Origin of the sequence: Novosphingobium sp. CF614 (genome assembly GCF_900113255.1) — a bacterium.
Lineage (GTDB): Bacteria > Pseudomonadota > Alphaproteobacteria > Sphingomonadales > Sphingomonadaceae > Novosphingobium.
Genome location: NZ_FOOR01000009.1, coordinates 110,005 through 131,839 on the forward strand (window position 1 = coordinate 110,005; position 21,835 = coordinate 131,839).

22 protein-coding genes are annotated in these 21,835 nt (G+C 65.6%); 18 read left to right on the forward strand and 4 right to left on the reverse strand.

The genetic code is table 11. The features are described from left to right. The first annotated feature begins 154 nt into the window (after positions 1-154). The gene (locus tag BM052_RS12100) at positions 155-820 is read left to right on the forward strand and encodes an extensin family protein (protein WP_091147160.1); all 666 of its coding nucleotides are present in this window, start codon (positions 155-157) and stop codon (positions 818-820) included. A gap of 30 nt (positions 821-850) precedes the next feature. On the opposite strand, the gene BM052_RS12105 is transcribed toward BM052_RS12100, so the two are convergent. Continuing rightward, positions 851-3,769, reverse strand: coding sequence for a M16 family metallopeptidase (locus BM052_RS12105; protein ID WP_091147162.1), 2,919 nt, complete (start codon positions 3,767-3,769; stop codon positions 851-853). Between the two features lie 270 nt (positions 3,770-4,039). Between BM052_RS12105 and BM052_RS12110 the strand changes: the two genes are divergently transcribed. The 6 genes from BM052_RS12110 (at position 4,040) to BM052_RS12135 (ending at position 7,925) form a co-directional block, all read left to right on the forward strand. Beyond that, positions 4,040-4,618 (forward strand): NifU family protein, encoded by a 579-nt coding sequence (locus tag BM052_RS12110; protein WP_091147164.1) that lies wholly within the window; start codon positions 4,040-4,042, stop codon positions 4,616-4,618. Between the two features lie 70 nt (positions 4,619-4,688). After that, on the forward strand, positions 4,689-5,339 hold the full coding sequence (tsaB, locus tag BM052_RS12115; protein ID WP_091147167.1) for a tRNA (adenosine(37)-N6)-threonylcarbamoyltransferase complex dimerization subunit type 1 TsaB: 651 nt from the start codon (positions 4,689-4,691) through the stop codon (positions 5,337-5,339). After that, the gene (locus tag BM052_RS12120) at positions 5,336-5,809 is read left to right on the forward strand and encodes a GNAT family N-acetyltransferase (protein WP_091147169.1); all 474 of its coding nucleotides are present in this window, start codon (positions 5,336-5,338) and stop codon (positions 5,807-5,809) included. Before tsaB ends, BM052_RS12120 begins: the two co-directional genes overlap by 4 nt. Before the next feature lie 156 nt (positions 5,810-5,965). Then, the gene (locus BM052_RS12125; protein ID WP_091147171.1) at positions 5,966-6,412 is read left to right on the forward strand and encodes a Ros/MucR family transcriptional regulator; all 447 of its coding nucleotides are present in this window, start codon (positions 5,966-5,968) and stop codon (positions 6,410-6,412) included. Positions 6,413-6,681: 269 nt separating this feature from the next. Beyond that, complete coding sequence (locus BM052_RS12130; protein ID WP_091147174.1) at positions 6,682-7,128, forward strand: Fur family transcriptional regulator; 447 nt, start codon at positions 6,682-6,684, stop codon at positions 7,126-7,128. Next, the gene (locus BM052_RS12135; protein ID WP_091147176.1) at positions 7,125-7,925 is read left to right on the forward strand and encodes a lysophospholipid acyltransferase family protein; all 801 of its coding nucleotides are present in this window, start codon (positions 7,125-7,127) and stop codon (positions 7,923-7,925) included. Before BM052_RS12130 ends, BM052_RS12135 begins: the two co-directional genes overlap by 4 nt. Before the next feature lie 175 nt (positions 7,926-8,100). Here BM052_RS12135 and BM052_RS12140 read toward each other — a convergent pair whose 3' ends face one another. Continuing rightward, positions 8,101-8,763: a hypothetical protein gene (locus BM052_RS12140; protein WP_091147249.1), complete on the reverse strand. Its 663-nt coding sequence runs from the start codon at positions 8,761-8,763 to the stop codon at positions 8,101-8,103. Positions 8,764-8,830: 67 nt separating this feature from the next. On the opposite strand from BM052_RS12140, the gene ispH reads away from it, so the two are divergent. From ispH to rnhA, 3 genes are read left to right on the forward strand one after another with little or no spacing between them, the layout of a single operon-like run. Further along, complete coding sequence (gene ispH / locus BM052_RS12145; protein WP_091147179.1) at positions 8,831-9,817, forward strand: 4-hydroxy-3-methylbut-2-enyl diphosphate reductase; 987 nt, start codon at positions 8,831-8,833, stop codon at positions 9,815-9,817. 13 nt (positions 9,818-9,830) lie between these two features. Continuing rightward, positions 9,831-10,811: a homoserine kinase gene (gene thrB / locus BM052_RS12150; RefSeq protein ID WP_091147181.1), complete on the forward strand. Its 981-nt coding sequence runs from the start codon at positions 9,831-9,833 to the stop codon at positions 10,809-10,811. Continuing rightward, the gene (gene rnhA, locus BM052_RS12155) at positions 10,808-11,245 is read left to right on the forward strand and encodes a ribonuclease HI (protein WP_091147183.1); all 438 of its coding nucleotides are present in this window, start codon (positions 10,808-10,810) and stop codon (positions 11,243-11,245) included. The genes thrB and rnhA overlap by 4 nt, the downstream gene beginning before the upstream one ends. A gap of 107 nt (positions 11,246-11,352) precedes the next feature. Here the strand turns inward: rnhA and BM052_RS12160 are convergent, their stop codons facing one another. After that, positions 11,353-12,438: an NAD(P)/FAD-dependent oxidoreductase gene (locus tag BM052_RS12160; RefSeq protein ID WP_091147185.1), complete on the reverse strand. Its 1,086-nt coding sequence runs from the start codon at positions 12,436-12,438 to the stop codon at positions 11,353-11,355. Positions 12,439-12,443: 5 nt separating this feature from the next. After that, on the reverse strand, positions 12,444-13,418 hold the full coding sequence (locus BM052_RS12165) for an alpha/beta hydrolase (protein WP_091147187.1): 975 nt from the start codon (positions 13,416-13,418) through the stop codon (positions 12,444-12,446). Between the two features lie 104 nt (positions 13,419-13,522). On the opposite strand from BM052_RS12165, the gene BM052_RS12170 reads away from it, so the two are divergent. From BM052_RS12170 to BM052_RS12205, 8 genes are all read left to right on the forward strand, one after another. Then, positions 13,523-14,233 (forward strand): A24 family peptidase, encoded by a 711-nt coding sequence (locus BM052_RS12170; RefSeq protein ID WP_091147190.1) that lies wholly within the window; start codon positions 13,523-13,525, stop codon positions 14,231-14,233. A 69-nt stretch (positions 14,234-14,302) separates the two neighbouring features. Beyond that, a complete protein-coding gene (gene cpaB / locus BM052_RS12175; protein WP_091147191.1) occupies positions 14,303-15,319 on the forward strand; it encodes a Flp pilus assembly protein CpaB in 1,017 nt (338 codons plus the stop codon). A gap of 62 nt (positions 15,320-15,381) precedes the next feature. Next, the gene (locus BM052_RS12180; protein WP_091147194.1) at positions 15,382-16,896 is read left to right on the forward strand and encodes a type II and III secretion system protein family protein; all 1,515 of its coding nucleotides are present in this window, start codon (positions 15,382-15,384) and stop codon (positions 16,894-16,896) included. 14 nt (positions 16,897-16,910) lie between these two features. Continuing rightward, on the forward strand, positions 16,911-17,570 hold the full coding sequence (locus BM052_RS12185) for a CpaD family pilus assembly protein (RefSeq protein ID WP_091147196.1): 660 nt from the start codon (positions 16,911-16,913) through the stop codon (positions 17,568-17,570). Between the two features lie 2 nt (positions 17,571-17,572). After that, on the forward strand, positions 17,573-18,850 hold the full coding sequence (locus BM052_RS12190; RefSeq protein ID WP_091147198.1) for an AAA family ATPase: 1,278 nt from the start codon (positions 17,573-17,575) through the stop codon (positions 18,848-18,850). Between the two features lie 69 nt (positions 18,851-18,919). Further along, positions 18,920-19,891, forward strand: a complete 972-nt coding sequence (locus tag BM052_RS12195; protein ID WP_091147201.1) for a type II secretion system F family protein — start codon at positions 18,920-18,922, stop codon at positions 19,889-19,891. A gap of 19 nt (positions 19,892-19,910) precedes the next feature. After that, on the forward strand, positions 19,911-20,930 hold the full coding sequence (locus BM052_RS12200) for a type II secretion system F family protein (RefSeq protein ID WP_091147204.1): 1,020 nt from the start codon (positions 19,911-19,913) through the stop codon (positions 20,928-20,930). 384 nt (positions 20,931-21,314) lie between these two features. After that, complete coding sequence (locus tag BM052_RS12205; protein WP_091147206.1) at positions 21,315-21,806, forward strand: hypothetical protein; 492 nt, start codon at positions 21,315-21,317, stop codon at positions 21,804-21,806. Positions 21,807-21,835 lie beyond the last annotated feature (29 nt).

Consider the following 21,835-nt stretch of genomic DNA (forward strand, 5'->3'; position numbering starts at 1 on the left):
CCGCGTCTAGAACCATGCGCGCGTTTGTCAATCCGTTTGCGCCCGATGCATCCCGGCATGCCCTGCCGGCCCGCGCGCTCAACTGACCGGAATTGGACCGGATTAAGGAATAGCCGAAAGGCCTTGTTAACCATTTACGGCATAACTGACCGTCATGCGCAGATTTCTGCTCGTCCTGCCTCTGGTATCAGCCTTGAGCGCCTGCATCGACATCCCGCAGGCCCAGGCCCCCCGCCGGCAAACCGTGCGCCAGTCGACAGGTACTTTCAATCCTCGCCCCGAATACCGGCAATGCCTCTCCGAACTCGGCGCGCAAAAGGCGACTTTCATGCCGCTGGCCGACCAGTATTTCGGCACCGGCTGCTCGAACGTGGCGACCGTGAAGCTATCCGGCCTGCGAAGCGATTCGACTTCGCTCGGCCTGACCAACCTTGGCCCGGTGACCTGCAACATGGCGACGACTTTCGCCGCCTGGGCCCGCTTCGGGGCGGACCGCGCCGCCGAACAGATCCTGGGCAGCCGGGTGGTGCGAATCGAGACGTTCGGCAGTTACAGCTGCCGCAACGTCGCGGGCAGCAACCGCCGCTCCGGCCATGCCACCGCCAACGCCATCGATGTTTCCGCCTTCGTGCTGGAAAACGGCCACCGCGTGACCGTGCTTGACGACTGGAACGGCGGCACCCCCGCCGAACGCCGCTTCCTGCGCGTGGTCCACGCCAGCGCCTGCAAGCGTTTCGGCACCACGCTTGGCCCGGACTACAACGCGGCGCACGCGAATCACCTCCACCTTGAGGCTGACGGGGCGGAGTTCTGTCGCTGAATCAGGCGCCTGATCCCCGGGGCCGGGCGGTCACCGCGTGGCGACGCTGGTCTTGCTCTCCTCCGGCATTACTTCCAGCCGCCAGGAACTGTCCTTGCCCAGATAGCGCGCGGCGAGCTCCTGCATCTTCTGCGGCGTCGTGATGGTGTAGTCATCGAGCACCGTGCGCACCGTGCCGATCCGCAAGGGATCGCTGGTCGCCCCTTCGAGCTGGCTCATGAAGAACGATGTGCTCGAAGCCGCGCGGGTCACCTGCTGGCGCAGCGGCTCGGTAACGCGTTCGAGTTCGTCGGCGGTCGGCGGATTGGCGATCAGGTCCTGCGCGATCTCGTCGGCGGTGTGGAAGAACACCGGCACCGACTTGGGATCGAGCTGCGCCATCGCCGTGATCGAACCGCCCGCCTGCATGTCCACCGGCCAGCTCGAGAAGACATAGGGCGCATAAGAGACGCCCAGCTTCTCACGCACGGCGTCCAGCAGCCGATTGGTGAACAGCTGCGTGAGTATCTCCAGTTGGCGCGATTCGCGGATCCCCATGGAGCCGCCGCCTGTCGGCCAGGAAATCACGGCTGCCGCCTGGTCCGGATCGCCATGATGGACCAGCACGATCGGCGTATCCGAAGGATGCGGCACCGGCGTTGCCGCCTCCTGGGCCGGGGAAATCGCGGGCGTGCGTGACTTGAGCGCGCCGAAGGTCTTTTCCAGTGCGGCGATCGCGGCGGCCTTGTCGAAATCGCCGAAGATCTGCACTTCCACGGGCCCCTGCGACAGCGCATTGCTCCAGACCTGCTTGAATCCCTCCGCGGTGGTCGTCTCGATCGCGGCCGGCGTCGGGGTCGCGAAGCGCGGATCTTCTCCGCGCTGGTAGAACTGCAAGTCGCGTTCAAGTACGCCCTGCGGCGAGGTGGCGTAAGTATCGTACTGGATCTTCGCAGCCGCCTTGGCCCGCAGGAACGGGTTCACATCCCACATGGGCAAGTCCAGCTTGGCGGCGAAGAGATAGAGCTGATCGGCAAGATCCTGCGGGCGCGTTTCGGCGGAAAGCTCGAAACTGGCGTCCTGCACGTCGAAGTCGAAGCCCATCTTGCGCCCGGTCGCGATGCGGTCCAGCTCCTCCTGGCCCAGCGTCGCCAGGCCCGAGCCCACCAGCGCGTACTGGCCCAGCGTGATATAAGGCGCATCCTTCGGGTTGATCGAACGATAGCCGCCGCCGAAACGGACCTTGACCATGACCCGGCCAGGCTCCTCGGTGACCGGCCAGAGCAGGACCTTGACGCCGTTCGCGAAAGCCAGCTGCTCGATATCGAGCAGGCCCGTCGGCAATTCCGCGACCGGCTTTTCCGGCGCGCCGATCGCGGGCAGCTTTTCGAACGAGACCGGCGCCGCTTCGGCGGCCAGGCGAATGCTCTGATCTGGCTTGACCGGTTCAAGCAGTGCCTCGTGCAGCGCCTTGTCGCTCACCTGGCCTGGTTTCTGGACGGTGAACAGTGCGCGCGTGACCGTGCCGGTGAACAGCTGGCGCGTGTGTTCGAGCACCTTTTTAGGCGTGAACAGCGACTTGGAACTACGGAATATGCGCAGCACGTCGTCGGGCGCGGCAACCGTTTCGCGAATGTCCAGTGCATTCACGAGATCATCAGCCAGCTTGGCGCCGGGCAGGATGCGCTGCTGTTCGACCGGGACCTGGAAAGCGACATCGAGTTCGGCCACCTCGCGATCGATCTCCTGCTGCGTGGGGGGCCGGCTCAGGGCATCGGCGATCACCGCGCGCACATCGCGCAGCGCCGCCTGCCAATCCTCGCCAAGCGGAGTGACGGAAACGAACGTGGCATCGGCGGAGCGCGAGACATCGTCCTGGTTGACCGACGCCGACAAGTAGCTGCCACCGGCCCGCGCCTTTGTTTCCAGTCGGCGGTTGATGATGGCCTGGGCGATCGAGTCGGTCATCAGGCCCTGGTTGTAGACGATCGTGTCATTGACCTGCCGCCAGGGCCGCAGGATGGCGTACATCAGCGAGGGTGGCAGGTCCGATTCCACCAGTACACGGGTTTCGCCAACGGGATTTTTGGGATCCGCGTGCTTGGGCGCGACGGGATCGCCGAAGCTGGGCACGGGAGCCTTGGGTCCCGATGCGGACCAATCGCCGAACCATTTGCGCACGTAGAATTCGAGCATGGCCGGATCGACGTCACCGGCAACGATCACCGCCACGTTGTCAGGCCTGTACCAGCGCGCGTAAAACGCCCGTACCGATTCCGGCGTGGCCGACGTGAGCGAGAACACCGTGCCGATCGGTTCGCGTTCGGCCAGCGGCTGGCCGGCATAGAGCACCTGCTGCATCGCATCCTGCACGCGCTTCGAAGCCCCGCCGCGCTCGCGCATCTCGGCCAGCACGATCGGCACGTCCGATTTGAGGTTCGAAGCGGAAAGTGCCGGCGCCGTGACCATTCCGGAAAGCAGCTTGAACATCTCGTCCAGCGAGGCCGGCGTCGCATTGGGGAGATCGAGCTTGAAAACCGTTTCAGTGGTCGATGTCACCGCATTGGTATCGCTGCCGAAAGTGGCCCCCAGGCGTTGGAACGCCGCGATCGCGGAACCCTCCGCCAGGTATTTCGACTGACGGAACAGCATATGCTCCAGCAGGTGCGCATAACCGCGCTCCGCTTCGGTCTCGTAGAGCGAGCCGGCATCGACGCGGATGCGGATCGAGACCTGGCCGGGCGGCACGCCGTTCTTGCGCACAGCATAGCGCAATCCATTCGGCAGTTCGCCGAAGTGCCACTCCTTGTCGTGCGGGATGTCACTGTTGCGGTACAGCCACGGTTCCTGCGTATCGGCCAGCAAGGGGGCGGGAGTGGCCGGTTCCTGCGCTAGGACGGGCAGAGCCGGCGCCTGAGCGAGAAGAAGCAGGCAAGCGAGCGAGCGAGCAGCGCGCGGAAAGGTCATCATCGCGCAAGCTATAGGGTGCTAGTGCCTTAAGGACCAGTGAATAGAGGCCGCCCTCGGCAGGGCAATCGCATATGGAACTTCTCTCTCCAAGCTCGTCGTGCTGACTTGGTCGAGACTCCATTCTACGCTCAAGCCATCGCACTGGATGGCGGAATGATCCCTGAAACACGAGGGTAACAATAAAAGATGAGTTGGGTGTATATGCGATAGCCCTTCGCGAACGGTTCCAGCACTTGACCCTGGGTTCGCTTCACCTAAATCGAGACCATCATGTTCATTGAAACCGAAGCCACGCCCAACCCCGCCACGCTCAAGTTCCTGCCAGGCCGACAGGTCATGGCGGCCGGCACGCGGGAATTCACTTCGCACGAGGATGCCGGCGCCTCTCCGCTTGCGGAAGCGCTGTTCGGTCTCGGCGATGTCGTCGGCGTGTTCTTCGGCCGGGAATTCATATCGGTGACCGCGGCGCCCGGCGCCGAATGGCATGGCCTCAAGCCGCAGGTCGTCTCGATCCTGCTCGACCATTTCGTTTCCGAAGCCCCGCTGTTCGCGGGCGGCGATGCCAGCGGGATCGCCGTGCCCGCCGAGGAGGACGAGGACAATGGCGATGATCCCGCCGATGCCGATATCATCACGCAGATCCGTGACCTTATCGAAACCCGGGTGCGCCCCGCCGTCGCCAACGACGGGGGCGACATCATTTATCGCGGCTTTCGCGAGGGCGTGGTCTATCTCACCATGCAGGGCGCCTGCTCGGGCTGCCCCTCCTCGAGCGCCACGCTCAAGCAAGGGATCGAGAGCCTGCTCAAGCACTACGTTCCGGAAGTGACCGAAGTCCGGGCCGCCTGACGCCTTGGCGAGCAGCCCGGAGCAGTTCGTGGCGGCCGAGCCCTTAGCAACAGCAGCAATTCCGCAAGAGATGGGCAAGCACCAGGACCGCACGCTCGTGATCGATTCCGCGACCGACGCATGCTCGGTCGCGCTGTTCGCGCAGGGCGAATTGATCGCCGGAGAATCGCGCTTGCTCGGGCGCGGCCATGCGGAAGCGCTGGTGCCGATGATCGCGGCGCTGCCGCTGCGCGGGCGCGCGGCACGCATCGCCGTTTCGCTTGGTCCAGGCAGTTTCACCGGGGTCAGGGTGGGGCTGGCCGCCGCACGCGCGCTCGCGCTCGCCTGGGGCGCGGAGTTGATCGGCTATTCCAGCCTCGCCCTGGTCGCGGCGATCGCCCGGGAAGCCCATGGCGCGGTCCCGGTCGCGGTAGCGACGACCGGCGGACACGGCGAGTGGTTCGTCGAGGGCTTCGACGCGCAGGGCGGCACCGCGCGCGTTCTCGCCTCGCTGCGGCCCGAAGTCGCAGTCGCGCAATCCGATGAACGCATCGTCGCCGGCAGCCAGGCGGAAGCCCTCGTCGCCGCGCGCGGACACGGCCTGGCGATGGCCGCCTGGCCGGACGCTCGCGCTTTTGCCCTGCTGCCGTCGGCGGCCCTGGTTTGCGATGTCCGTCCGCTCTACGGGCGCGCACCCGACGCCCGCCCGCTCGCCGGCATTCCGACGACGCCTTGCGCATGATCGAAGATGTCGACCGGATCATGACGGTCATGTCGACCGCTTTCGACCCCGCTTTCGGCGAAGCTTGGAACCGGCGGCAAGTCGAAGATGCGCTCAAACTTGGCAACTGCCACTATTATCTTGTCGGCAGCGAAGGCAGGCCGCCGCTCGAAGAAGAAGCGGCCGCGGGCTTTTCGTTGTCACGCACCGGTTTCGAGGAAGAGGAACTTCTGTTGCTTGGCGTCACCCCCCAATTTCGGGGAAGAGGCCTTGGCAGCACCATATTGGGCCAGCTTCGCCTTGCGGCGATCGAGCGCGGCGCTAGACGCCTTTTGCTCGAAATGAGAAGAGGCAATCCGGCCGAGTCGCTCTATAGGCGTTTCGGCTTCTATTCGATCGGCGAACGCCGCGATTACTACCGCACTCCAGGTGGTAAACGAATCGATGCCATTACATTTGCTTGCGACGTCACCGGATCGCGCAACACATAATACCCCATTTGGGGTGCAACTTGAAAAATATCGACAGAATTTGTGTGCGACCTTCAATTGAACTTGCACTTGGGAACGAAATCGTCCTATGGACACCGCTGTCGGCTCCAAAATGGCCTACAAACCGCACTATTGGTCGCACAAAAGGAAAATAAAATGGAAACTATCCAAACCGATACGAACGAGACCCTCATCACGCTGACCTCGGACATTGTTGCCGCACACGTGAGCAACAACAGCGTCACCGTGGATGACCTCCCCACGCTCATCACCAACGTGTACGGCGCCCTCGCCGGACTTGGTGGCGCCCCGATCGTGGTAGAAGAAAAGCCGGAACCGGCGGTCTCGGTTCGTTCTTCGGTAAAGCCCGACTACATCGTGTGCCTTGAGGACGGCAAGAAGCTCAAGATGCTCAAGCGTCACCTCATGACTCACTACAACATGACGCCCGAAGAGTATCGCGCGCGCTGGAACTTGCCTGCCGACTACCCGATGGTCGCGCCCAACTATGCGGAGAAGCGCCGGGAACTGGCCAAGAAAATCGGCCTGGGCCGCAAGCCCAACGCCCGTCGCGGACGCAAGCCCAAGACTGTTGCCGCCTGATTGCGGTGAACCGTGCTGGTAATGCGCAGGGAAGGATCGCACGCGGAATTTCCGCATGGCGTTTCTTGCCTGCGCAGACGTTTATCTTCCACGCGTCCCCATAATACCAAATCTCTTGAAGTAAGGCTCCGCTTCTCCCTTCCTCGCTGCGAGACGACGGAGGGAAAGGGAACACGAGTTTCGATTTGGCATCGGGCCATGGTGGTTGAGATTGCAGGCGCACCGGCCTAACATGGCCGGTGCGCCTTCTTCATCATACAGGTCAAAACGTGCACCAGCCCATCGACATCGAAGCCCTTTGCGCCGAGCGTGGCCTGCGCATCACGGACCAGCGCCGAGTCATCGCCCAGGTGCTTTCGGACAGCACGGATCACCCTGACGTGGAGAAACTTCACGAACGCGCGACCGCCATCGATCCCGGCATCTCGATCGCCACGGTGTACCGCACCGTTCGCCTGTTCGAGGAAGCCGGCATCCTTGACCGGCACGATTTCGGCGATGGCCGCGCCCGCTACGAGGCCGCGCCCGAAGCGCATCACGATCACATGATCGATGTCGAGACCGGCACGGTCATCGAGTTCGTCGATCCCGAACTCGAAGCGCTCCAACGCCAGATCGCGGAACGTCTCGGCTTTCGCCTAGTCGACCATCGCATGGAGTTGTTCGGGGTCAAGTTCGGGCGTGAGGACGGCGAGACCTCCAGCACCCGCAAATGAGCGAGACGGCGTCCACCCGGGGCCATCCTCGGGGCCGGAACGTCGCGCCATTGGGCTGGCCGATCGTGGTCGCGCGCATCGCATCGATGCTTGCGGCGCTGGCGATCTGCGTGCCGCTCCACTACCTGCTCGCGCCGCTCACCGCGCGCAATCCGGTCCCGCGCTGGTTCCTGCGTGCACTGGCGGCCATTGCCGGCGTCCGCATCCGCACAGTCGGCGAACGCCCCGCGCACCGCGCCTTCTTCCTTGCCAACCATGTGAGCTGGCTGGATATTCCCGCTCTCGCCGGCACTACCGGCTGCGCCTTCGTGGCGCATGACGGCCTTGCCGCGATCGGACCGCTGCGCTGGCTGTGCGGTCTCAACGACACGGTCTTCATCGCTCGCCACGATCGCCGCAGCATCGCCACTCAAGTCGAGCAAGTCCGCGCCGCGCTGCGTGAAACGGGTGCCCTGACGATCTTTCCGGAAGGTACGACCTCCAGCGGTGCCGCGCTGCTCCCGTTCAAGTCCTCGCTGCTTTCCGCGCTCGATGCCGATGCCGATCACATTCCGGTCCAGCCGGTCCTGCTCGACTACGGAGACGAGACCCGCGAAATCGCCTGGGTCGACGAGGAGCCAGGGCTCGACAACGCCCTGCGCATCCTTGCGCGACGGCGGCCGATCAGGCTTGTCATCACCTTTCTGCCGCCACTCGCCGACAGCGAGCGCACCGATCGCAAGACCATTGCCGCCGCCGCCCGGCAGGCGATCGATGGCGCACAGGCGTCAGCGAAGGGGAATACCAAGTCTCATTGATCGGAACTCTTGTTTCCCTTCGTCACTGCGAGCTGCCCGCGGCGGCGCGGCAATCCAGCGCGGATGGCGCCGCCCTGGATTGCTTCGGCGGCTTCGCCGCCTCGCAATTGACGGAGGAAGAAAATGGCGAAGGAAGAAGACGAGCCTCATTTCAAAAGACCCGGTATAAGCAGCCTCAGCGGGTTGCGTTGTAAGCAAGCTGGCTGTCGTCGAGCTGGAATCCGACGAGCACTTCGAACGAGGCGCGCGCCACGGCGGCCTTGACTTGCGGATCGGCAAGCGGATCGAGCGCGGCATCGGTATCCCCAGCCTTGCGCTTGCGGGTGATGCGTTCGCGGATGTCCGCCGGCAGGGTCGCCGCCGCGCTGTCGATATAGGCGGAAGCGGCGCCGCTCGCCTGCGCGCGGTCCTGGCCATCGGCGAAGTTGAGCGTGACGGTGCCGACGCGCTTGCTGAGCACGGCCGTGCCGCCCTGGAGCACCGTCACGAAATACGGCAGTGTCACCTGGCGCGCGCCGCCGGTGTCGTTGCGCCGGCCCAGCACCTGGAAGGAGACCTGCGCGACGACCTTGTCGCCGGCGTTCTCGTTGCACTGCGTGCGCACATCGGTCATCGCCGCGACCATGTCGATATTGGGGGCGGTCTTGTCGCCGGGCGCACGGAACAGCGTAACGTCGCCGGTATAGTCGGGAATTCCGACCGCGGGGCACTTGCTGCGGACGGCCGTGATGCCCACGCCTTCGTCGACCACGATGTCTCCCTTGGTCTTGCACCCGCCAAGCGCGGCCAGCGCGGCGGCGGAGCAAAGAACAGTGGCAGTCAGGCGGCGTGCATTCATCATGACATCCTCGAATGGCGTGCGCTTGCCCTAGCGATGCAAGCGGCAAAGCGCTAGAGGGCGGTTCATGAACGCGCCCTTTCCGTCCCCGACGCCGTCGACTTCGTCAACCACGTCCGCGCCGCCGCTACGCCTCCTGATCGCCGCTCCCAGGGGGTTTTGCGCCGGCGTCGATCGCGCCATCGAGATCGTCGAACGCGCGCTCGAGATCTATGGGCCGCCGGTCTACGTCCGCCACGAGATCGTCCACAACAAGTTCGTGGTGGACTCGCTCAAGGCCAAGGGCGCGGTCTTCGTGGAAGACATCAGCGACGTTCCCGATGGGGTTCCAGTGATCTTCAGCGCCCACGGCGTGCCCAAGTCGGTGCCAACCGAAGCGACCGCGCGCGGGCTCGACTGGCTCGACGCGACTTGCCCGCTGGTCAGCAAGGTCCATCGCCAGGCCGAGCGCCAGATCGAGGCGAGCCGGCATATCCTGTTCATCGGCCATGCCGGACACCCGGAAGTGATCGGCACCTTCGGCCAGGTTCCCGAGGGAACGATGACATTGGTCGAAACGGTCGAGGACGTGGCCGCCCTGCCCTTCGCGGCCGGAACCGAACTTTCCTATCTCTCGCAGACGACGCTTTCGGTCGACGACACCGCCGCGATCATCGAGGCGATCAAGGCGCGCTATCCGCAGGTCGTCGCGCCCAAGGCGGAAGACATCTGCTACGCCACGTCCAACCGCCAGGCCGCCGTCAAGCAGATCGCGCCGCTGTGCCAGCTGATGCTGGTGATCGGCGCGCCCAACAGTTCCAACTCGCTGCGCCTCGTCGAAGTGGCGGAACGCAGCGGAGTGCGCGCGCAGTTGATACAGCGCGCCGCCGAGATCGACCCGGCCTGGCTTGCGGGCGTGGAGACCGTGGGCGTCACCGCCGGCGCCTCCGCGCCCGAGGAACTGGTCAACGAAGTCGTGGACCGGCTGAAGGCGCTGCGCGTGGTCGCCGCCGAGGAAGTGGTGACGGCCAAGGAACGCATTACCTTCAAGCTGCCGCGCCAGCTGGTGCGCTGAAGGCCGGCGGAACATGGCGGTCTATACCCGGCTCGGCGCGGAAGAGATGGCCGCGATCATGACGGCCTTCGACGTCGGCACCCTGGTTTCAGCCAAGGGGATCGCGGAAGGCGTCTCCAACAGCAACTGGCTGATCGAAACCCAGCGCGCGCAAGGCCCCGCCCGGCGCTTCATCCTCACCGTGTACGAAAGCCGGACCGATACCGCGGACCTGCCGTTCTTCCTCGACCTGCTCGACCATCTCGCCGCGCGCGACTGCCCGGTTCCACGCACCATGCATGACCGTGAAGGGGCCAGCCATCGCTTTCACCAGGGAAAGGCGCTGGCGCTGATCGAGTTCCTTCCGGGGGTTTCCGTCTCCGACCCCACTCCCGCGCAGGCCCGCGCGGTGGGTGCGGCCTTGGCGCAGGTCCATCTTGCCGCCGCCGATTTCGGCAGCGAGCGCGCCAACTCGATGGGCCCCGCCGCGTGGCGGCAACTGCTCGGCGATTGCGGGCGCGAGGGGCTCGAATCGATCCACCCGGAACTGGCGCGGATCGTCGATCGCGAACTGGCGGTGCTTGCCGCGCGCTGGCCCGCCGACCTGCCGCGCGGCGTTATCCATGCCGACCTGTTCCCGGACAACGTGCTGATGCTGGGCGACAAAGTCACCGGCCTTATCGACTTCTACTTCGCCTGCACCGACATCACCGCCTACGATGTCGCCGTGACGCATGCCGCCTGGTGCTTCAGCGCCGATGGCACGCGCTTCATGCCGGCACTCTCCGCCGCGCTGATCGAGGGATACGAAGGCGTGCGTCCGCTCGCCCCGGCGGAACGCGCCGCCCTGCCCCTGCTCGCGCGGGGCGCGGCCATGCGCTTCCTCGCCACCCGTGCCTACGACTGGCTGAACACGCCGGACGATGCCCTGGTCACGCCCAAGGACCCGATGGCCTTCGCACGCCGGCTGGAGTTCTATGCCGATCGGGCCAACGCAGGTATCTTCCCGGCATGAAAAAAGTCGACGTATTCACCGATGGTGCGTGCAAGGGCAACCCCGGCCCCGGCGGCTGGGGCGCGCTGCTGCGCATGGGACCGCACGAAAAGGAACTGTCGGGCGGCGATCCCGAGACGACCAACAACCGCATGGAGATGACTGCCGTCATCAAGGCGCTCAATGCCCTGACCGAACCATGCGAAGTCACGCTCCACACCGATAGCCGCTATGTGATCGACGGGATCACCAAGTGGGTCCACGGCTGGAAGAAGAAAGGCTGGATCAACGCCAGCAAGCAACCCGTGCGCAACGCCGACCTATGGCATGATCTGATCGAGGCCGAACTGCGCCACAAGGTGCATTGGCAATGGGTGCGCGGCCACAACGGCCACATCGAGAACGAGCGGGTCGACAAACTCGCCAGCGACGCGGCGCTTGCGGCGGGGAAATAGCGCTGATCGCGACTCTTCTTCCCTCCCCTCGTCATCGCGAAGTGGCACCGAACGCCTTGGCCGACCGCGTGTACCAATGACCACGATAGCCGCCCCGCCCACCGTCCTCAGGAAAAGCGCGACGGCGAATACGGCTGCGGATCGACCGCGCCGCCCGGTTCGGCCAACAGCAGGCGCGCGGCAAGGTCGGCGGCGGCGGGAGCGGTCTGGATGCCGAAGCCGCCTTGCCCCGCGAACCAGAAGAACGCCGCATCCTGGGGCGCGAAGCCGTAGACCGGCAGCCGGTCGGGCGTGAATGACCTGAGGCCCGCCCAGCGGTGCTCCAGGCGCTCGATCCGCCAGTCGACCACGTGCTCGAAGCGGTCGATGGCGATGGCGATGTCGATCTCCTCGGCTGCGGCATCGCAGGCCGCGCTCGGCGTCTCGTCGTGCGGGCTCAGCCAGAGACGGCCGCTCTCCGGCTTGAAGTAGAAGCTTTCGGATATGTCGAGCACCAGCGGCAGGTCGGCGGGCACGGCGGCGGAGACGGCGAGCTGGACCACGGTGCGGCGGTAGGGCGTAATGCCGATCGGGCGAACGCCGGCGATGCGCGCCACCGCGTCGGCCCAGGCTCCGGCCGCATTGACGAGGATCCCGCATTCGACACGGCGCCCGTCGGATAGTGCCAGCATCCAGCCCGCTGGGATCCGTTGGGCCCCGGCCAGCGCGGCACGGCACCACAGGTCGACACCGGTCCGCCGCCCCTGCGCCAGATAATGCTGGTGCAGGCCCGCCACGTCGATGTCGCAGCAGCTCGGCTCCAGCGCGCCGCAGCTCCAGCCTGGCCGCAAGCGCGGCACGTGCCGCTCGATCCCCGCCCGGTCGAGCAGTTCGACCTCCACCCCGATATCGCGATATCGCGCGGCGAAATCCGCGACATCGGCCTCCTGTCCCTCGCGCCCAAGGGTCAGAGCCGCGCGCGGTGCCAGCACGCCGAGTTCGCGCAGCATCGGACCGGAGGCCGTGGTCAAGGGCTGCACGCCTGGCCCGCCGTAGCTCTCCGTCCAGAACGCGGCGGAGCGGCCGGTGCTGTGGTAGCCGGGGCGGTCCTCCGCTTCGATCACTAGGATCCGCGCCCGTCCTCCCAGCGCGGCGCCAAGCGAAGCGCCCGCCATCCCGGCGCCGACCACGACGATGTCATACCGCTGCTCCATCGCGGTCAGCCCCTAGCCGGTGCCACGCGATTCAGGAACTCCCTGATGGAGTCCATCGCCCGATCACGCACGGGATCGGCCTCGCGCAGGATCTCGTGGCGGCATTCCTTGCCGAAGACAACGAGCTCCCCCTTGGGCAGGCGCGCGGCGGCGCGGCGGATCGCCGGCCAGGAGACGAGGCCGTCGGCCCGCGTCGCCAGCAGCAGCACCGGCATATCGACGGCTTCGAGCAGTCCCGGCTCTTCCAGCAGCCGGATCGAGGCCAGCGCGCGCTCTATCCAGCCCCAGCTCGCCGGGCCCATCCGGATCGCCGGGCGTTGGCGGCGCCACCACTCCTCATCTTCGTAGCGTGACTGGTCATGCGTCAGCAGCAGGTTGCGGGCGTGCGGAACGAGCGCGGGCTTTTCGCTTCCTTTCCAGGCCGGGCGACGCGGATCGCCGCGCCTGGCGATGGCCCTGGCCACGCGATGGAGCAAGCCGCTCGGCAACCAGGACGGGTGAAGACCAAGCATCGGTGCCGAAAGCACCAGCGCGTCGGGTCGCACTTTGCCTTGCGCCACCGCGCGCAGCGCGATGTGCCCGCCCATCGAATGCGCCACGGCTACGTGCGGGCCCGAGGTCCGTGCCGCGCAGTCGGCCCAGAGCGCGGCATAGTCGTTGGCCCAGGTGGCGAAATCATCGATGTGCCCGGTCAGGGCATCGCGTCCGAGCCGGCCGCTATAGGCCTGCCCGCGCCAATCGGCGGCCGTGACCCACCAGCCTTCGTCATGCCATTCGTCAAACGTTTCCAGCCATTTTTCATAAGCATCGCCGCGCCCCGGCATGAACAGCAGCGAGCCGCGCCGCGCATCGCCGGGCGCCGGCAAGTCGATCCGCCGCACGCCGTACCCGCCGGGCGCATGCCAGGTCTCCTCCCGCGCACCGGCGGGGATCTGCCGGCGCACGGCAAGGCGCGGCTGGCTGAAGACGGGAAGTGTCACTTGGCTAATTCCGTGCTCAGCCGGCTGGTTACTGCTTGGCCATTGGTTACTGTTTGGTAAGCGATACACTGTAGAGCGAAGCCCCGTTCAGGGGGGACAAACGCATGTCGGGCGGCTTATTTTCGTACGCACTGCTGGCGGCATTGGCAACCGCCCTGCTGACCGCCGCCTTCACGGACTTGCGCCGCCGCGAGATAGATAACTGGCTTAACGCCGCGATCGCGCTGGCTGCCCCCATGTGGTGGCTGGCGATGGGCTTCGGCTGGCTCGACATCGGCTTTCAGCTGGCATTGGCGGGCGGCACTTTCGCGTTCGCCTGCGCGCTTTTCGCGGCAGGTCAGATGGGCGGCGGAGACGTCAAGCTGCTGACCGCGCTGGCGCTGTGGTTCACACCCGTCAGCTTCCTGCAACTAATCGTACTCATGGCCGTGATCGGCGGCGGCGCCTCGGTCGCCATGGCCTTGCTGAACATGAAGCGCGTTCCCGGTGAAACGCTGCGCGATGCGTTGGCCGCCGTGGTGGCGCTGGCCTGGGTCTGGGGCTCCTGCGCGGTGATCTTCGCCCTGGTGACACGCCGCCCGCTGATCGACGGAGGGACGGTGGAAACCATCTTGGCGGTGCTGCCGCGGATCTGGGCCCTGGCCCTCGCCGCGCTTGCTGTGGCCGCGATCCTCACCCTGGGGCTCTTCCATATCTACCGGCGCCAGAAATCGCGGCTGCCGATACCCTATGGCATCGCGATCGCCGCCGCCGGCCTGTGGGTTCTGGGCGAACAGGCGCTCTCGGCCGCCCGTTCCGCCACGCAAACGGGGTGAACTTGATCTTAACCAATTTGCCCGATGTTAGGCGAATAAATCGGGGATATGCAGGGGGCTTACCGAGCCATGGATAAGAAGAAGCTGGTGCTGCTGCTGGTTGCGCTGCTGATCGCGGCGGGCACGGCATTTGCCGCGCGATCGCTGTTTACCGGAACCTCCGCGCCCCAGGCGGAAGCCGTGCCGGCCCAGCCCAGGGGCCCCAAGGTCCTTGTCGCGCAGCGGGCGTTGCAGGTCGGCACCATCATCACCGCCGATGCCGTCTCTTTCCAGGACTGGCCCCAGGAACTGGTCAAGGACGCCTACTTCATCGACGGCGAAGCCGACATGAGCAAGCTGCTCGGCACCGTCGTGCGCTACCCGGTTACCGCCGGCCAGCCGCTGACCCAGGGCGCCCTCGTCGCGCCGGGCGATCGCGGCTTCCTCGCCGCCGCTCTCGGGCCCGGCATGCGCGCGGTCACGATCCCCGTTTCCGCCAAGACCGGCGTCGGCGGCTTCGTGTTCCCGGGCGACCGCGTCGACCTGGTCCTGACCCAGCAAGTCACGGGCGAAGGCCAGGCACTGCGCACCGCCGAGACGATCCTGCGCAACATGCGCGTGCTCGCCACCGACCAGGCCACCGACAACGAAGTGGTCGACGGCAAGACCGTGGTCCGCGCCTTCCGCACCGTCACTCTCGAAGTCACCCCGCGTATCGCCGAGAAGGTCGCGGTCGCGCAGGAGATAGGCGAGATCAGCCTTTCGCTGCGCTCGATCGCGGACAATCAGGGCGAGTTCGATCGCATCCTGGCCAACGGCGACGTCAAAGTCCCCGAAGGTGCCTCCAAGCAGCAGGAAGAGCAGCTGATGCGCCAGGCGATGGACAAGCCGATCGAGGGCAACACCACTTACGTGACCGGCGGCGACGTCTCGCGCTTCCAGCGTTCCAGCCGCCCGGCCACGCCCGGCGACGGTCCGCCGCGCGGGGCCATGGCAGCAGCCTTTCCGCAAGGCGCTTCCGGCCCGAGCCAGCCGATCCGCACCGGCCCGGTGGTACGGGTGACCCGGGGCAAGGAAACCACCGAACAAGTCGTGGGGAAAAAGTGATGGCCCTCGGCAACGCCAAAACCCTCCCCGCCACCCGTTTCAACGCCTTTGGGGGCACCGCTATGAAACCGCGTCTTCTCAAGGCCGTGCTGACCGCCGCCGGTCTATTATCGCCGCTGGCGATGACGAACCCGGCCGCCGCGCAGTCGGTCGTTCGTCCGGCGCAAAGCATCGACCTGTCGATCGGCAACGGCCAGCTGGTCAACGTGCCCGGGACGATGACCGACGTCTTCGTCGCCAATGACCAGGTCGCCGACGTTCAGGTGAAGTCCGCGCGCCAGTTCTACGTTTTCGGCAAAGCCGGCGGCACCACGACCGTCTATGCCAGCGATGCGAAAGGTGCCGTCGTCTGGTCAGGAACGATCCGCGTCGGCTCGAACCTCGACAGCGTCGATTCGATGCTGCGCCTGGCGATGCCGGAAGCCAGGATCGGCGTTTCGACGATGGGTTCCGATACTTTCCTGCTGACCGGCACGGTCAAGACGCCGGAAGACGGCGCCGAAGCCGAACGCCTCGTGAAGGCATATGTCGGCGAAAAGGCGAACGTGATAAGCCGGCTGCACATGGCGACGCCGCTGCAAGTCAACTTGCAGGTGCGCATCGCCGAAGTCAGCCGCTCACTGGTCAAATCGCTGAGCATCAACATCGCCTCGGCGGACACGAGCACAGGCGCGAAGTTCATCATCGGCCAAGGCCGCAGCTTCTATCCGCAATGGATCCCGGGCGCACCGCTCGGCACGGGCACCGAGGTGAGCGACGGTGTCTCCACGATCACGCCGATCACTACGGGCACGACGCTCGGTCTCGACACGAAGCTCCTCGGCATGAACCTGCTCGGCGCGCTTGACGCGGGCGAGACGGTCGGACTTGTCAGCACCTTGGCGCAGCCGAACCTCACCGCGCTATCGGGTGAGACCGCCGAGTTCCTGGCCGGCGGCGAATATCCGATCCCGGTCAGCCAGGGCCTGGGCTCGACTTCGATCGAGTACAAGAAGTACGGGGTAAGCCTCTCTTATACGCCCACGGTGCTGGCCAACGGCCGCATCTCGATGCGCGTGCGCCCCGAAGTCTCGGAGCTTTCGAGCCAGGGCTCGGTCAACCTCAACGGCTATGATGTGCCGGCGCTCACCGTACGGCGTACCGAGACGACGATCGAGCTCGGCTCCGGCCAGAGCTTCATGATCGCCGGCCTCCTGAGCAACAACACCCAGAACACCATCCAGAAGATGCCCGGCGCCGGCGACCTGCCGATCCTGGGCTCGCTGTTCCGCTCCACCAGCTACCGGCGCGGCGAGACCGAACTGGTCATCATCGTCACACCCTATCTCGTCAACCCGGTCAACGCCTCGCAGATCGCGCTGCCGACCGACGGGTTCAATTCGCCCAACGAGTTGCAGCGTCTCCTCGGCAACATGGACAGCGACGGCGTCAGCGGCGCCAAGCGGCCCGAACCTGCGCAGGCCCCCTCGGCCAGCGACGGCCCCAGCATCGGCGCCGCCGATGCGCCGGCCAAGAACAAGCCCGCCAAACGGACCGCGGCCGACGACAGCGCCAAGCCCGGCTTCAGCCTGAAGTGAGAAAGGTGAACACCATGCGTTCTTTCAAACTGGCGCGCGCCGCCCGCATTGTCGTCCCCGCGCTCGCTCTCTCGCTGGGCTTGGCGCTGGCCGGCTGCGGCAGCATCCCCACCAACCGCTCGATGTATAGCGAACATCAGCCGGTGGTCGAAAAGGTCAATTACACGCTGGACGTCACGACCGGCGGCTCCGGGCTCGCCTATGGCGAACAGGGCCGGCTGGCCGGCTGGTTCAATGCCATGGGCCTCAAGTACGGCGACAAGGTCTATGTCGACGATCCGAGCGCCAGTCCGGCAACACGCAGCGCGGTCGAAGCGGTGGCCTCGCGCTATGGCCTCATGCTTGGCGACGAGGCGCCGCAGACCGCCGGATATGTAACCCCCGGCACCGCGCGCGTGGTGATCGTGCGGAGCAAGGCTTCCGTCCCAGGGTGCCCGGATTGGTCGGCCAAGAGCGACTTCAATCCCAACAACGGGCTGTCCAGCAACTACGGCTGCGCCACGAACAGCAATCTCGCGGCGATGATCGCCAATCCGGAGGATCTGCTGCGCGGCGCCGATACCACCGGCTCCACCGTGACGATGAGTTCGAGCAAGGCGATCGAGGCCTACCGCAAGGCCGAACCGACCGGCAACGGCAACACGGTCACCGAAACCGGCAGCAAGGGCAACTGAACATGAACGCACCCTGGAAATCCACCAGTGCGAACGGACGAGACCAGTTCGCCGCGTACTTGTGCGACGAGGCTTCGCTCGACGTGCTGCGCCCGGTTGCAATGGAACTGGGTTGGCAGCCCGAGAAGTGCAACAAGGGCGGCCTGCGCAACGCGGTCCAATCGCTTTCGATCACCGCCAGCCCGAACATCCTGATGGTCGACTTGTCCGAGAGCGGCGACCCGCTCAACGACATCAACGCCCTCGCCGAAGTCTGCGAGCCCGGCACGGTGGTGGTCGCCGTCGGCCAGGTCAACGACGTGCGCCTCTACCGCGACCTCATCGCCAGCGGCATTCACGATTACCTGCTCAAGCCGCTTTCACCCGTGCAGATCCGCGATACGCTGGCCCAGGCCCAAGCGGCGTTCTCGGCTCCCAAGCATCACGACACGAACGTGGCGAAGCCGCACATCTCGACGGCCGTGATCGGCACGCGCGGCGGCGTCGGCGCTTCCACGCTGGCGACTTCGCTTGCCTGGCTGTTCAGCGCCGACGACAAGCTGCCGACCGCGCTGCTCGATCTCGACATCCATTTCGGCACCGGCGCGCTGTGCCTGGACCTTGAGCCGGGCCGCGGCCTGACCGACGCGATCGAGAATCCCAGCCGCATCGACGGCCTGTTCATCGAGCGCGCGATGATCCGCGCGAACGACAATCTGGCGATCCTCTCGGCCGAGGCGCCGATCCATTCGCCGCTGCTGACCGATGGTGCGGCCTTCACGCAGCTCGAGGAGGAATTCCGCCAGGCCTTCGAGATGACCGTCATCGACATGCCGCGTAACATGCTCATCAACTTTCCGCAGTTGATCGCCGATGTGAACGTGGCGGTTCTGGTCACCGAGATGACGCTGGCTTCGGCGCGCGATACGATCCGCCTGATGTCCTGGCTCAAGGCCCATGCCCCGCAGGCCCGGGTGATCGTGGTCGCCAACAAGGTGCAACCCGCCCTTGCGGAGATCAGCAAGAGCGACTTCGAGGCATCGATCGAGGCCAAGATCCAGCTTTCGATCCCCTACGACATCAAGGCAGCCTCGATGGCGGCCAAGCTGGGCCAGACTTTCGCCGACGCCAACCGCTCCACCAAGGCGGGCGCGGCCATCCGCGACCTGTCGCGCATGATCCTCGACCATGGCAACGCCGGGCGTGAGGCACCGAACGCGAAGAAATCGCTGCTGGGCAAGCTCGACCTCAAGTCGATGATGCCCAAGGGCGGCAGGAAAGCGGAAGCGGCGGCACGGTAACGCGCACGGGGCCGTCGCGGTCCCAACGCGGGGGCGTGATACGCCATGACGTAAAGGCACGGGACGCAGATGAACATTCTTCAGCTGATGCTGGTGGCGGCGGGCTTGATGAGCGTCATGGCGCTCATCTGGATGGCCTTTTCCGGCCCTTCCCCCGCCAAGGAATCCGCGCGTCGGCTAAGTGCCGTCCGCTTCCGGCACTCGGAGAACACCAAGGATCGCGTCGAGGCGCAGATGCGCAAGGCGGTTGCCGCACGCAAGCCCAAGATCCACAAGATCGCCGGTTCCGGTTCGCGCATAGACGCGCTGGCACTGCGCCTGCATCGGTCGGGAAAGCCCTGGACCATCACGCAGTATTTCTATGCCTCGCTGGGTCTCGCCGCCTTCGTCGCCGCGATCATCTATCTCAAGTCCGGCGCCCCGTTTCTCGCCCTGGCGATCGGCCTCGCCGTGGGTGCCGGCGTTCCGCACATGGCGGTGAACCACCTCATCAATCGGCGGAACAACGCCTTCACGGTAAAGTTCGCGGACGCCATCGACCTGCTCGTCCGCGGCCTGCGTTCGGGTCTCCCGGTGACCGAGACGCTCGGCGTCGTCGCCCATGAAGTCCCGGGGCCGGTCGGCGAGGAATTCAAGCTCGTCACCGATCGCATCAAGGTGGGCAAGACCATGGAGGACGCCCTCCAGGAAACCGCCGATCGCCTGGCCATGCCCGAGTTCAACTTCTTCTGCATCACGCTCGCCATCCAGCGCGAAACCGGCGGCAACCTCGCCGAAACGCTGGCGAACTTGGGCGACGTGCTGCGCAAGCGCGCGCAGATGAAGCTCAAGATCCGCGCGATGAGTTCGGAATCGAAGGCCTCCGCCTACATCGTCGGCTCCCTGCCCTTCGTCGTCTTCGGCCTGATCTGGTGGGTCAGCCCGAATTACATCGGACAGTTCTTCACCGATCAGCGCCTGATCGTGGCGGGCCTTGGCGGCTTGGTCTGGATGGGCATCGGCGGCTTCATCATGGCCAAGATGGTCAGCTTCGAAATCTGATCGAGGGAACCAAGGCACCATGCTCGAACAATCCGCAGGCCCCACCCTCCTCGGCTTCGACGTCTTCCTTGTCGGCACTTTGCTGGCGGCAGTCACGGCGGTCGCGGTAATCTTCGCGATCTATGCGGCGGTCACGGTGCGCGATCCGATGGCGAAGCGGGTCAAGGCGCTGAACCAGCGCCGCGAAGCGTTGAAGGCCGGCATCGTCACCACCGCGCGCAAGCGCCAGAGCGTGGTCCGCCGCAACGACACCACCGACCGGCTGGGAGAGTTCCTGGGCGCCTTCAAGATGCTGCAGGACAGCCAGATCAAGGACATCCAGCAAAAGCTGGCGCAAGCCGGGAACCGCAACAAGGAATGGGCGGTGGCGGTCGTCTTCGCCCGTCTCGTCGCACCGATCGTGCTCGGCGGCATCGCCGCGATCGTGATCTACTGGATCGACTATTTTCCCGACTGGGGCAGCTTCAAGAAGTTCTGCGCCTTCGCACTGACGGTCGGCGCCGGCTACAAAGGGCCCGACATCTTCATCCAGAACGCGATATCCAAGCGCACCAACGCGATCCGCAAGGGGTTGCCCGACGCACTCGACCTGCTGGTGATCTGCGCGGAAGCGGGCCTCACCGTCGACGCCGCGTTCGAGCGTGTCTCACGCGAACTGGGCCGCGCCTATCCGGAACTGGGCGACGAGTTCTCGCTCACCTCGATCGAGCTTTCGTTCCTCACCGAACGGCGCCAGGCCTTCGAGAACCTCGCCTGGCGCGTGAACCTCGATGCGGTCAAGGGCGTGGTCACAACCATGATCCAGACCGAACGCTACGGCACGCCACTGGCCTCCGCCCTGCGCGTGCTTTCGGCCGAATTCCGCAACGAGCGCATGATGCGCGCCGAGGAGAAGGCCGCGCGCCTGCCGGCGATCATGACGGTGCCGCTGATCCTGTTCATCCTGCCGGTGCTGTTCATCGCCATTCTGGGCCCGGCGGCCTGCGCGATCTCCGATGCCTTCTCCGGCGGCGATCCGCACCCGCCGAAAGCCGGCTGAGCGCGATCGCCACCGGACGAAGCCATCTGCGCCTGACCACCGTTTCTTCGTGCCCGCTGCTCTTTCCCGGGACTCGGTGATACCAAATCTCATTGATCGGAACTCTTGTTCCTCTTCCTTTCGTCATTGCGAGCCGCCACGGGCAGTGTGGCAATCCAGGGCGATTTGCGTGGCCCGGGATTGCTTCGGCGGCTTCGCCGCCTCGCGGGCGAAGAGGGCAGAAGATCGAGTCTTGCTCCAACAGACTTGGTATAAACCCGCAAACCTTGCCGGCTCGCGCCCGGACACGGGGTTCACTCCCGGTTCAGTCCCTTCCTGCTTGAATGCCTCTCGTGCCCTCCGATTCCGCCGTAAACCGGTCGGCCCGGAAAGGGAGACGTTCGAATGAAGTTGGAATTCAAGACACTCGCGGCCAAGCTCGGCCTGGGTACGGCGCTGGCCGCCTCGGCACTTCTGGCCGCCTCGCCCGCCATGGCACATGACCGTGACCGCGATGGCGACGATGCCGCCATCGCCATCGGTGCCGGCATCGTGGGCCTGGCCATCGGCGCGGCCATCGCCGACGACGGCGACGATCGCTATTACGACCGCCAGTATTACCCTGCCCGCCGCTATGTCACCGTGCGCGGCTATCCGGGGTATTACTACTATTATGACGGTTATCCCAACCGCTATTACCGCGATCGCTACTATGACCGCTACTACGCGCCCTATTACCGGGATCGGTGGCACAGCGGCCGCGACTGGCGGCATGACGGCTATCGCGGGGGATATCACGATTGGCGCCATGACCGCCGCGACTACTACCGCGACCGCCATCATGACCGTCATCACGATCGCGATCGCGACGATAACCGTCACTGGCATCGCCGCTGACGGGTGGCGACGACGGGTGCTTCGATCCC